The sequence below is a fragment of the Bartonella propinqua genome (genome assembly GCF_047263965.1).
In the GTDB taxonomy this organism is placed as follows: Bacteria; Pseudomonadota; Alphaproteobacteria; order Rhizobiales; family Rhizobiaceae; genus Bartonella.
Genome location: NZ_JBLEBK010000006.1, coordinates 29435 through 41691 on the forward strand (window position 1 = coordinate 29435; position 12257 = coordinate 41691).

Sequence of the window (12257 nt, forward strand, 5' to 3'; positions counted from 1 at the left end):
TTTAATTTGCACAATTTTAAATATTCCGAGTTTTTTCGAGAAGAGACATAATCGTTTGGGAAGCGATGACCCCTGAGGGTGCTTCAGTCTTCATTTTTTGTTCCATCATCTCAAAAGCATCAAGTTGTGCCTGCCGTAATAAAGGATTGTGCAAAAGTTGCTCTATCTGTCTTGCCAACATGCCAGGTCGTAAAAATTCATTAAAATATTCTGGTACAATAGGGCTATCTGAAATAATATTTGGAAGAGCCGCACTCCATAACATAAGTTTTGGAACAATAAATAATTTAGAAAAATGATCAAGTTTATAACAAAGAACCATTGGAATTTTTGCCAATGCTAATTCAAGTGAAACCGTTCCAAGTGCTGCAAGTGCAACATCTGCATCCGCAAAAGCGCGCCATTTCGCATCTTCACCAACAACAATTTCCACTTTATTTTTCCAGTCCTGTACAAAATAACGAATTTCATTCACCAAACGCGGTAACGTCGGTAAAATAATACGTAAATTAGGAATGCGTTGTGTAAGAATTTTTACCACTTTGCCAAAAATGGGCATTAAAGAGCGAATTTCTGAATTGCGTGACCCTGGCAAAATAATCAGTGTGGACAATGATTCTTGTTTGTCACACAAATATTTTTTTTCTGATTGAACAGTCAAAAGCGGAGGATAAGTCAAAAGACGATGTCCAACATAAGTAGTGGCAGGCCCCTCTAAATCCTTCATCATTTTTTCTTCAAAAGGAAAAACTGCTAAAACATGATCAACAAATTTACGCATAGTTTTAGCACGCTCTGGTCGCCATGCCCAAACAGTTGGTGCAACGTACTTAATAATAGGAATAGAAGGTGCTAAAGTGCGCACCTTCTTTGCAACACGATGCGTAAAATCAGGACTATCAATGATAATTAAACAATCAGGTTGTTCTCGTGCAATAAATTTGGACAAATTGCGAATATGTATCAGCAGCAATGGCAATTTTTTTAATACTGCTCCTAAGCCTATTAAGGCAATATCATGGGAATCAAAAAAGCTTTTTAAACCTAATGCCTTTAAATGTCTTCCACCAACACCAATCAAATGAATATTGCATCCTGTTTGTCGAGATAAACAAGAAATTAAATCTGCACCAAGAGAATCACCAGATTCTTCACCTGCAACAATAGCAATTTTTAAAAAACAATCATTCATGATCCAACTTTTCAAATGTTTCTATAAACAGTGAATGTTTGTTGGCTTTTTCTATTGTCGTTTGCACTGATAATATCAAACTTTTATTCGCTTCCACTGCAACACCAGATAATCCACTCTTTGCAAGATTTATTATTGTCATGGGACCAATTGATGGCAAATCAACTCGATGATCTTGTTGTGGTTTTGCACATTTCACAAGAACACCGCCTTTAGGTGGAATTTGCTTTCTTTCTCGCATTTCACAAATCCGCCACAGCATATTATCAGTTCCTTCTGCACCCTCCACTGCAATTACCCTCCCATTGACAGCTACAGCTGCTTGCCCAATATCCAATCGACCTAAAAGTTTTGCAGCTTCAGCTGCTAATAAAATATCATTTTTTTCTTTTCGAGTAGAACGCCGTAATGTCAAATCAAATTTCACTGGAGCTAATAAATCTGGTACTATCTCATGAACACCAACAACACGAAAACCATACGCTTCAATAATCTGTATAAAAGCTTTTAGTAACGCGTCATCCCCGCTCCTTAAAGCCCAAAGTAGCTTAGGTAAAGCTAAAAAAGTTGTCCAATTTGGCTGCAATTGCGTAAAAAGCGGTCTCTTTTTCACACCACCTGCCAAAACAATATTACAAATTGCAGCTTCTTTTAAAATTTTAATGAGCCGCGCCAATTCTACAATCGATAATTCACAATGCTCATAGCGATAAAGCACTGCATCTGCCTCATCACGTAACAGTACAAGAAAAGGATTGTGCCCATCTTGCTCCAGTGCCTGAGCAACAGTAATCGGCAAAACACCATTCCCTGCTATGATAGCAGTTCGGCCGGAAAGAAAGCTTCTGGCACTAAGGACAGACATTTTTAATCCTTACTTACTTTTAGTCTGTCGTCTTGAAGTTTGGGTGTACAATAAAAACGTTTTCCTTCTTCCTTAATAAAATTAACTACGTCAAGAACAGACTGAGAAGTAGAATAGCAAGAAGAAACATCGCTTACACGCTCTTTGAATGGTTTACTGCGATCAAAAAGCATAGCAACCGCATGACGTAGCGCATGAATATCTTTACGCTCAAGACCCGCACGTTTCATACCAATAATATTTAATCCAGCAAGTTTTGCCTGTACACCAACAGCTGTTCCGTAAGGAATCAAATCGCCAACCAATGCAGATACACCGCCGATAAATGCATGATGCCCAATACGAACAAATTGATGAACAGCAGAACCACCACCAATAATAACGTAATCACCAACAGTAACATGACCAGCGATCATTGCATTATTTGCAAATGTTACATGATTTCCTACATGGCAATCGTGAGCAACATGTGCATAACAAAAAAATTGACAATTATCACCAACTATCGTCATTCCTATACTCGAATCGGACCCTCTATGCATCGTTACGCCTTCGCGAATTACGCAGTTTTTACCGATAGAAAGAGTTGTACACCCCCCTTTATGTTTATTATTTTGTGGCTCTTTACCCAAAACTGCATGCGAAAATACTTTACTATTGGCTCCTAATGTTGTCTTCCCCATTATCACAACATGACTCATTAAACTGCATCCATCACCAATAACAGCCTCTGAACCAATATGACAAAATGGACCGACTAGTACATTCTCACCAAGCTGCGCTCCCTTCTCCACGAGAGCAGTTGGATGGATTTTCATACCAGACATTTTTAAATTCCTATTGTATCGTCTATTCTGATTCGATAATCATCGCAGCAATTTCCGCTTCAGCAACGCGGACATTCTCTACTTCTGCAACACACAAAAAACGTCTCATGCCAGACCGCTTCTTTAAAAGCTGAACATGAATCTTTAACTGATCACCAGGTATAACTGGCTTACGGAATTTCGCATTATCAACGGTCATAAGATAAACCAAACTTGCTTTCTTATTAACTAATTTTAAAAGTGAAATTGCTCCTGCTGTTTGTGCCATAGCTTCTAAAATTAAAACCCCAGGCATAACGGGCTTTACAGGAAAATGTCCTGCAAAATGAGGCTCGTTAATCGTTACATTTTTAATACCGATAGCTTTTTGCTCTCCATCAATTTCAACTATGCGATCAATCAACAAAAACGGATATCGATGCGGTAATATTGATAATAATTTTTCAATATCTATAGACTCTAAACTTTTGGTTTCTCCGCTGCTAATCATATTAGCGCTTCTCCTTTTTAGTCTTACCAATATTACGCAACGCCGCTACTTCACGAAACCACTGTTTAAATGGTCGTGCTGGACTGCCCCCCCATTTCTCACCATCTGGAATGTCATTCATAACACCACTCCCAGCAGCAATTTGAACATATTTACCTATTACAATGTGATCCGCGATTCCAACATTTCCGCCAAGCTGAGACATATCTCCCACGGATGTACTACCAGCAATTCCGCACTGAGCAGCAATAAGACAACAGCGACCAATCTTCACATTGTGAGCAATTTGTACTAAATTATCGATTTTACTTCCTTCACCAATAATAGTATCTTCAAATGTTCCACGATCAATTGTTGTATTCGCACCAATTTCTACATCATCATAGATTATAACGCGACCAAGCTGTGGAATTTTTTCAATTCCAGCAATACCGCCAACATAACCGAAACCATCTTGTCCAATGCAAGCGCCAGGATAAAGCTGAACTCTATCACCTATTAAAGAATATTGAACTGTCACCTTGGGAGCAATATAACATTCACGTCCAATACGACAATTTTCACCGATAACAGCAGTTGACGAAATAAGAGTCCCAGAACCAATTTCAACATTTTTACCAATAACGGCTCCCGCTTCAATACATACATCATGTCCAAATCTAGCACTTGGATGAATATGCGCATGCGGTGAGATTTCTTTCTGTCCAAACCAAGGCATTGGCTTCACAGAATCAGGAAATAAGATACGACCAATCTGCGCAAAATCACGCCGTGGTGTGGATGTCACCAAAATTGCCATAGATTCAGGAACTTTTAAAACAATTTCATTCGTACAAAAAACAGCAACTGCAGAACTCCCCACTAGAGCATCAGAAAATTTCCGATGCTCTACGAAAACAAGAGAGCCTTCCCCAGCACTTTCAAGCGAAGAAAGAGTGTTTACAACTGTATTAGAGAACTCTGGATTAAGAAGCTTTGCACCTGTTAACTCAGCAATATTTGCAACTGTCAATCGCCGGGACGGCGTAAAAAAAAATGTATCCGCCATCAAAACACTTTATCTCCCAGCCTAATCCATTCTCTTCACAATTTTTCCTTCTGGAGAAAACTCAAATCAGAATTTAGTAGAAATACCAAAGTTAAATTGCTGCAAACGATCACCTTCTTGCTTCATTATCGGCCAAGCATAATCAAAGCGCAACGGACCAAACGGAGATTCCCACATCAAACTAGCACCCGCAGATGCACGCCATGCACTTTTGACATTTGTAACCACCGCTTCACCCTGAAAAACAGGTTTATAATTATTGCCATAGAGTGTTGCAATATCCGCAAATACAGCACCGCGCATCCCTAGCCCATCAGGCAAAATAGGTATAGGAAACTGTACTTCAGCAGTCGCGTTCATATACGTCGTACCCCCTAAGAAATATACTTCACCTTTATTTGAGATTTGACGTGGACCTATTCCGTTGTATCTAAAACCTCGGATTACATCAGGTCCTATTTTAAACATATCAAAGATACGAACACCCTCTTGGCCTATTTCATGAATATAACCACCACCAAAAGAAAGTAAACCAACAAGATCCATCTGGTCAGATAATGTCTTATACATCATTGCCTTACCAGTTGTCTTCAGGAATTTCGCGTTTCCGCCAATCCCTGCATATTCTTGAAGAATATGCATATACATTCCGTCATGAGGATTTCTCATATTGTCAATAGAATTATAGGTCAAACCATAACTAATTGATGAACGCTTCCAAGGGCTATGCTTTGCAGCTTGAACAATTGCACCAGAATATTTGTTATATAATTCTTTTATGACACTTTCATCTGTTAAATCATAATCTCCACCAAAATCATATTCCTCTTGCACATAAGAATAAGCTAAATTAGCAGATAACTTATCATTAATAGGCATCCCCAATCGCAACGCCCCACCTGTTTGACGGACATCATATGCTTTATCAGCACGGTAAGTACTGCGAAAAATATCAATACCAGCAGATAAACGATATCCTAAGAAATAAGGATCAACAAATGATAAATTATAATTACGAGACTTTTCTTGTCCAGCACCTAAACCCAAACGAACATACTGACCACGTCCTCCAAGATTACGCTCAGTAACAGATACCTCAAATGACATACCAGGACTTGTACCACCCGTTGTATATCCTCCAGAAAGAGAAAGATCCCCCGTTGGAGCCTCTACGACATCTATCACCAAAATAACTTGATCAAACTGATCTGTCGGAGTCATTGAAATATTAACTGCTTTAAAAAAGCCCAAACTTTCCAGCCGACGTTTTGCCCGATACACTAAAGTTTGATTATAAGCATCACCTTCATTTAAATCAATTTCACGACGAATGACGTAGTCACGCGTCTTTTCATTGCCGCGGATTTCAATACGCTGAACATAAGCCCGTGGACCTTGTTCAATGTTATATAAAATCGAAATTGTATGATTTGCCAAATCACGATTTCCCCGCGGCTCAACTTTGGCAAAAGCATATCCTGTATCAGCAACTTTATCATTGATAATTGCAACAGACTTTTCAATATTTTCAGCGCTATAAATGTCACCTGAGCGAGTTTTAAGCGCCTCTTTTATAGACTGCACATTAATTCCATCGATATCGCTCTCAACCTGAATATCAGCAATTTTATAACGCACACCTTCATCAAGAACGAAATCAATTTTATACGCATTACTTGCCGCATCAAAAGTTGCTTTCGATGAAATAATTCGGAAATCTGCATAACCACGATTATAATAAAAGCGACGTAGCGCTTCTTCATCTGCAGCTAAACGCTCTTCACTATAAACGTCACCTCTCATTAATAACGCAAATATTCCTGAAGGTTTTGTAGAAATCACATCACGCAAACGACGACTTGGAAAAGCATTATTCCCCTTGAAGGTAATATTGTGAATCTTCGTTCTGCGACCCTCAGCAACATTAAAAACTATATTTACGCGCCCTTTCCCAAGATTAATGGTCTGAACTGTGACGGTAACGTTATTACGACCAACAGTTTTATAAGCTTCACGTATTATATCTAAATCTGCTGAAAGTTTAGTAGGACTGAAAGGTTCATTCGGCTTTAAAGAAATGAACCGTTTAAGATCAGGATCTTTGAAAGATCTATTTCCTTGAAATAATATCTGATTGACCACCTGATATTCTTTAACCAGCACAACCAGCGTATCATTTACCTGATTTATTTTAACATCATAAAATAAGCCTAATCCAAAAAGACGCTTCACTGCAGCATCCACATCACCGTTGGAAAAACTTTCTCCAACTTTGATATCCATATTGTCTCGAATTACCTGAGCACTTACAAATTTATTCCCGCGAACTTCAATGGAACGGACTACAGATGCCTGTGCCTCTCCAACCATTGCCATTGACACAAAGGCTGTTGTTGGTGCAATTACCCCCATAGCTAACACAAAAACAGACGCCACACTTAAAAACTTTGAATTCGTAGTCATTGGCTTTTTTACCTTATCTTATTCCCTGAACACGATGTCTCAAAAAATTAACTGCCATAACAATTCTTTTATTCACAGCGAGACTTCCCACTCTTTAATTACTAACTATGGCGCACACTGCCACAATATTTCGCGGACATAGTAAACAACTTTTAACTCTTTCTTCCTACTATTACTCAATTTCAAAAATGTTTTCCATAATTTAATTACCGAAACCAACAGAAATAATCATTAAATAGTGCAAAAATCATAAACGTAAAAACAATTAAGAAACCAAAATAAAAAATAACTCCCTGAATTTTTTCTGAAACTGTCCTCCCCGAAAAAGCTTCAATAATATGAAATAATAAATGTCCTCCATCAAGTGGCGGAATTGGAAAAAGGTTAATAATTCCAATACTGATTGAAAGAAAAGCCGCAAAATGTAAAAGAGAAATAAAACCCGTTTCACTTACCTGCCAAGCAATTTTAATAGTCTTTGATGGACCGCTTAATCGACAATGATCTTCTTTTCCCCCTATAAAACGACTAACGAAAAAAATTGTTTGTTTAACAATAAATATCACACGCCCTGCTGCTTCTCTTATAGCTTCCCCAAAACTGTAAGGAATATGTTTTTCATAAGCTGAATCTAAACGCATAGGATTATTAGGATCAACAGGCACACCTACTCCGATCATTCCACTCTGAACCCGACTACCAAACCCGTCATCTCGCTCAACCACCGCTGGTGTAATCACTGTCGTAAACACCTGTTCCATGCGCTTTATTTTAAATTTTATCGGACTTCCCCCATGAAAAGTGACATAGGACATCAAATCCTCAAAGCTTCTTACTTGTTGACCATCCATTTCAACAAAACGATCGCCTAATGCCAAGCCAGCTTGAACGGCAGGAGAATCTTTTACCAAAGAGCCAATAACAGGTTCAATGACTACACGCCCATAAACAAAGAAAAAAAATGTAAAAATAACAATAGTAAAAAGAACATTAAATAAAGGACCAGCAAAAACAGTTGCTGCTTTTTTCCAAGCATGAGCACTAACAAATGAACCATCAACAACTGGAGATGATTGGGATGATGGCATACCTATATCATTTTCATCTCCAATAAATTTCACGTATCCCCCTAAAGGAATGAGTGATAAACGCCACTGTGTGCCACGCTTATCTGTATAAGCCATTATCCGTGGTCCAAATCCAAGTGAAAAAATTGATGCCTTAATACCACACCACCGCCCAATGAGATAATGCCCAATTTCGTGCACAAAAATAATAACCATAACAACCAAGAGAATGCTCAAACTTCTCAAAAGCAAATCGCCTATAGTGACTATATGACTCATAAACTCCAAGATATCTTCTCCCGATTAAACCATAGAAAAAAGATTAAAAGGTGTATCCATACCAGACATAAACGAACCAATTAAATAAAGAAAAGAAGCCGCCCCTATTAATCCATCCATACGATCCATAAACCCACCGTGCCCAGGTAATAAAGAACTAGAATCTTTAACAGAAAACTGCCTTTTTAGCCATGACTGCCCTAAATCACTTATTTGTGAAACAATTGATAAAATAAAAGCAAGAAATGGTATAAAAAAATTTGCTAAACTTGTATTAAAAAAGACTAACGAAATTAATATACCACCAAAAACTCCTACAAACGTACCACCAAGTGCTCCAGACCATGTTTTATTAGGAGAAAATTGCGGAGCCAATTTGGGACCACCAAATGCACGTCCACTAAAATATCCGCCAATGTCTGTTCCCCATACTACTGTAAATAAGAAAATAACAACCCAGAACCCTGATATTTCGTAGCCACGTAAAAAAGATAAAGCTACAACTGGAAAGGACGCATATAAAAAACCAAAAAAAACCCAACCAACATTTTTAATGGATCCAACACTTAACAATGTTGCCAAAGCTATTAAAATACAAAAAATGAATGCAGCAGATACGCTCAACACCAAAAAAAAACCAAACACCGAATAAAAAATACTCGCTAACGCTTTTTGTAAAATACTCCACTTTTCCTTAGTAATGCTAATCCATTCATAAAGAATAAAACCGCCAATTATCCATACAAATAAAAAAAATAAAACTCCCCCAACCCATGTTAAACATAAAGTAATAATACCAAAAACAAAAGCTGTCAGAATACGAGAGACTAAATTAGACAAAACAATATCCAAATAAAAAAATAGAAAGCACAAACTCAAAAGCCGATGCAAAAAAGCTTTTCTTCACAGTATTTTTACATTTACACTTTTGCAAACCTTGCGTATAATTTACCATAAACAATCTGATATACCAAGACGTCACTTATGAGATTAACAATGAGTGAAAGCGAGTGAAAGTTTATTTAGTCGTGGTTAATTCCAAAATATATTATTAAATATGCTACTAATCGTAAAGATATAAATAAGCTCCCCTTTACTGCTTGTGCAAACTACTAAAATGAGACCTAATATTTACTTTATATTAGAGCATTTTTATCACATAATCAGTGACATCTTCAAAACTTAAAAGACTGTTGAAAGTCAATTGCACAAAATAACATTAAATTTCCCCATTTTATCACAACCTCTATAACTGTGACAGCAGCAACCAAACTAAAGCATTATTCTTTTGTCTCACTCTCCTTAGCCAATCACTGACTATAAAATACTTAATTAATCGCCAATGATTGAAAATATTTTTATCATGAAAATTCATAAAACTACGCTAAAAAAGTTTTATCCATTCAATAAAATAATGCCCTACAATAAGATAACCCTACTCAGTCATAAATAAAAATTCAAAAACACCAATCACTCAAAATTACTCTTACCGATACAATTCAAAAATATAATGAAACCGTCTCAAACGTGCATTATTTCGGATTCTTTTACAGCTAAAATTTTATCAATATCAGCAATAGTTTCATCTGTAAGTTTTTGGACTTTCTCAGACAAACCATGAGCCTCATCTTTACCAATTTCACCTTCTTTTTCTAGTTTTTTCAAATTATCCATGCCATCTCGACGAACGTGACGAGTAGCAACACGAGCTTGCTCTGCATATTGATGTGCAATCTTTACGAGCTCTTTACGACGCTCTTCATTCAATTCAGGTAAAGGAATACGCAAATTCATACCATCAGTGATAGGATTTAAACCAAGACCAGAATCACGAATAGCACGCTCCACAGCTCCTACCATCGTTTTATCCCATACAGAAACTGAAAGCATCCGCGGTTCTGGAACAGAAATATTTGCAACCTGATTTATCGGGACAACAGAACCATAAGCCTCAACTGTTAATGGCTCTAGTAAGCTGGATGATGCTCGCCCAGTTCGTAAGCCACCTAATTCATGTTTAAAAGCCGAAATAGCACCATCCATGCGACGTTTCAGATCATCCATAATCGATGTGACATTCATATTTCTGTCTCCTTTAATTACGCTTGGAAAATTATCTTCATTCCGATACTATTGTAAATCGTCCTGTTCCATTCAATACCTTAGCTAAACCGCCTTTTTCATGAATAGAGTACACAATGATTGGAACGTTGTTCTCGCGCGCTAAAGTGACTGCTGTTGTATCCATAACGGATAACCCCCACTGCAAAATTTCAACGTGCGTTAACTGATTAAAGCGTTTCGCTGTAGGATCTATTTTGGGATCTGCAGAATAAATGCCATCGACTTGCGTTCCTTTTAATAAAACATCTGCACCAATTTCTGCTGCACGTAAAGTAGCGGCAGAATCGGTAGTAAAAAATGGATTACCAGTACCACCCGCAAAAATAACGACTTTTCCTTGATTCATATAACCTATCGCTTTACGCTGTGAAAAGCTCTCACAAATTTGTGGCATAGAAATTGCAGACAGCACAACCGTCTCAACTCCTAACTTCGTTAATGATGTTCGCAACGCTAAAGAATTAATAGCAGTTGCAAGCATCCCCATATGATCACCAGTTACGCGATCCCCACCATGCGAAGCAACAGCAACTCCACGAAAAATATTACCACCACCTATAACAATGGCAACTTCTACCCCCATCGCCCGTACTTCAGCAATATCAGCAGCAATACGATCTGCAACTGAAACATCAATTCCAAAACTCTGTCCCCCCATAAGAGCCTCACCAGAGACTTTCAAGAGAATACGTTTATACTGAAGAGCTAATGTCATTGATAATCTCCCAAAAAGCACATTTACTTTTTGCTTTCGATACCACTAAGGGCACCACTTTATTACGTGACGCCCTCTAAGCAACCAATACCTTATATCAGTGATTTTATACTCAATGATATAATTTCAAAATTTATAATCAATAATTTATAAAAACAGTTAGCCTTTTACAACTGCAGCAACTTCCGCAGCAAAATCAGATTCCTCTTTTTCCACACCTTCACCTAATGCAAAACGAATAAAACCTGTGATTCTTGCTGGCGCACCGATTGATTTTTCAGCACCCTTTAAAGCTGCTTCAATAGTAATATCAGGATTCATAACAAAAGCCTGAGATAGTAAAACAACTTCTTCATAAAATTTACGCATTCGCCCCTCAACCATTTTTTCAATGATATTTTCAGGTTTTCCAGACTGACGCGCTTGATCTGAAAAAATTGCTTTTTCACGCTCAACAGCATCGACGTCAATACCTTCCACTGTTAGCGCCAATGGATTAGTTGCTGCAATATGCATTGCAACCTGTCGACCAAAAGCAGCAGCAGCTTCTTTATTCCCTGTAGTTTCAATAGCAACCAAAACACCCAGCTTTCCAAGCCCTTCAGCTACACTATTGTGAACATACGTAGCAACAACACCCTCCTCAACAGATAACTTAGCTGAACGACGAAATGTCATATTTTCGCCAATCGTACCAATGGCATCTTTAATTGTTGCCTCTACAGTCTTTTCAGAGCTAGGATAAAAAGACATAGAAACAGACTCGACATCCCCCTGAGTACTCAAAGCAGCGATTGCCACATTGCGTACAATATCCTGAAACATATCATTGCGCGCAACAAAATCTGTTTCAGAATTAACCTCTACCAAAACTGCGCTTAAACCTTCTGATACAACTCCAATTAATCCCTCAGCTGCCATACGACCAGCTTTTTTATCTGCCTTGGCTATTCCCTTTTTCCGAAGCCAATCAACCGCAGCTTCTATATCACCATTAGTTTCTGCCAAAGCCGCTTTACAATCCATCATACCAGCGCCTGATAATTCCCTAAGTTCTTTTACTTGTGCAGCAGTAATGCTCATATTTGCCTCTTTATTCTGTAACAACGAAAGCGTGCAAGAAAAAAATCTTGTGCACGCTTACACCCTTTCTTTAGAAATAAATACCCTAACAAATGTTTTAAATA

At 37.9% G+C, this 12257-nt stretch carries 11 protein-coding genes; all 11 read right to left on the reverse strand.

Annotated elements, in window-relative coordinates; all coding sequences use genetic code 11:
- Window positions 1-16: 16 nt before the first annotated feature.
- The 11 genes from lpxB to tsf all read right to left on the reverse strand — a co-directional run bounded on the left by lpxB (window position 17) and on the right by tsf (window position 12153).
- Complete coding sequence (lpxB, locus tag ACMFKV_RS05425) at window positions 17-1192, reverse strand: lipid-A-disaccharide synthase (RefSeq protein WP_413154699.1); 1176 nt, start codon at window positions 1190-1192, stop codon at window positions 17-19.
- Window positions 1185-2057, reverse strand: a complete 873-nt coding sequence (locus ACMFKV_RS05430; protein WP_336288462.1) for an LpxI family protein — start codon at window positions 2055-2057, stop codon at window positions 1185-1187. Before ACMFKV_RS05430 ends, lpxB begins: the two co-directional genes overlap by 8 nt.
- A gap of 2 nt (window positions 2058-2059) precedes the next feature.
- Window positions 2060-2884, reverse strand: a complete 825-nt coding sequence (gene lpxA, locus ACMFKV_RS05435; RefSeq protein ID WP_336288463.1) for an acyl-ACP--UDP-N-acetylglucosamine O-acyltransferase — start codon at window positions 2882-2884, stop codon at window positions 2060-2062.
- 22 nt (window positions 2885-2906) lie between these two features.
- Window positions 2907-3374 carry a 3-hydroxyacyl-ACP dehydratase FabZ gene (fabZ, locus tag ACMFKV_RS05440; protein WP_413154700.1) on the reverse strand — a complete coding sequence of 156 codons (468 nt, stop codon included), beginning with the start codon at window positions 3372-3374 and terminating at the stop codon, window positions 2907-2909.
- Window position 3375: 1 nt separating this feature from the next.
- A complete protein-coding gene (gene lpxD, locus ACMFKV_RS05445) occupies window positions 3376-4422 on the reverse strand; it encodes a UDP-3-O-(3-hydroxymyristoyl)glucosamine N-acyltransferase (protein ID WP_336288465.1) in 1047 nt (348 codons plus the stop codon).
- A 66-nt stretch (window positions 4423-4488) separates the two neighbouring features.
- Window positions 4489-6885 carry an outer membrane protein assembly factor BamA gene (bamA, locus tag ACMFKV_RS05450; RefSeq protein ID WP_336288466.1) on the reverse strand — a complete coding sequence of 799 codons (2397 nt, stop codon included), beginning with the start codon at window positions 6883-6885 and terminating at the stop codon, window positions 4489-4491.
- Window positions 6886-7091: 206 nt separating this feature from the next.
- On the reverse strand, window positions 7092-8231 hold the full coding sequence (gene rseP / locus ACMFKV_RS05455) for an RIP metalloprotease RseP (RefSeq protein ID WP_413154701.1): 1140 nt from the start codon (window positions 8229-8231) through the stop codon (window positions 7092-7094).
- Between the two features lie 24 nt (window positions 8232-8255).
- Complete coding sequence (locus ACMFKV_RS05460) at window positions 8256-9071, reverse strand: phosphatidate cytidylyltransferase (RefSeq protein WP_336288468.1); 816 nt, start codon at window positions 9069-9071, stop codon at window positions 8256-8258.
- 681 nt (window positions 9072-9752) lie between these two features.
- The gene (frr, locus tag ACMFKV_RS05465) at window positions 9753-10313 is read right to left on the reverse strand and encodes a ribosome recycling factor (protein ID WP_336288469.1); all 561 of its coding nucleotides are present in this window, start codon (window positions 10311-10313) and stop codon (window positions 9753-9755) included.
- 37 nt (window positions 10314-10350) lie between these two features.
- Window positions 10351-11070, reverse strand: coding sequence for a UMP kinase (gene pyrH, locus ACMFKV_RS05470; protein ID WP_332060755.1), 720 nt, complete (start codon window positions 11068-11070; stop codon window positions 10351-10353).
- Window positions 11071-11229: 159 nt separating this feature from the next.
- Entirely contained in the window at window positions 11230-12153 is a 924-nt protein-coding gene (gene tsf / locus ACMFKV_RS05475; protein WP_413154702.1) for a translation elongation factor Ts, read from the reverse strand.
- Window positions 12154-12257: the final 104 nt, after the last annotated feature.

Excerpts from the sequence above, each read along its gene's own strand:
- lpxB (WP_413154699.1), bottom strand. The coding sequence starts at position 1,192 with ATGAATGATTGTTTTTTAAAAATTGCTATTGTTGCAGGTGAAGAATCT.
- ACMFKV_RS05430 (WP_336288462.1), bottom strand. The coding sequence starts at position 2,057 with ATGTCTGTCCTTAGTGCCAGAAGCTTTCTTTCCGGCCGAACTGCTATC.
- lpxA (WP_336288463.1), bottom strand. The coding sequence starts at position 2,884 with ATGTCTGGTATGAAAATCCATCCAACTGCTCTCGTGGAGAAGGGAGCG.
- fabZ (WP_413154700.1), bottom strand. The coding sequence starts at position 3,374 with ATGATTAGCAGCGGAGAAACCAAAAGTTTAGAGTCTATAGATATTGAA.
- lpxD (WP_336288465.1), bottom strand. The coding sequence starts at position 4,422 with ATGGCGGATACATTTTTTTTTACGCCGTCCCGGCGATTGACAGTTGCA.
- bamA (WP_336288466.1), bottom strand. The coding sequence starts at position 6,885 with ATGACTACGAATTCAAAGTTTTTAAGTGTGGCGTCTGTTTTTGTGTTA.
- rseP (WP_413154701.1), bottom strand. The coding sequence starts at position 8,231 with ATGAGTCATATAGTCACTATAGGCGATTTGCTTTTGAGAAGTTTGAGC.
- frr (WP_336288469.1), bottom strand. The coding sequence starts at position 10,313 with ATGAATGTCACATCGATTATGGATGATCTGAAACGTCGCATGGATGGT.
- pyrH (WP_332060755.1), bottom strand. The coding sequence starts at position 11,070 with ATGACATTAGCTCTTCAGTATAAACGTATTCTCTTGAAAGTCTCTGGT.
- tsf (WP_413154702.1), bottom strand. The coding sequence starts at position 12,153 with ATGAGCATTACTGCTGCACAAGTAAAAGAACTTAGGGAATTATCAGGC.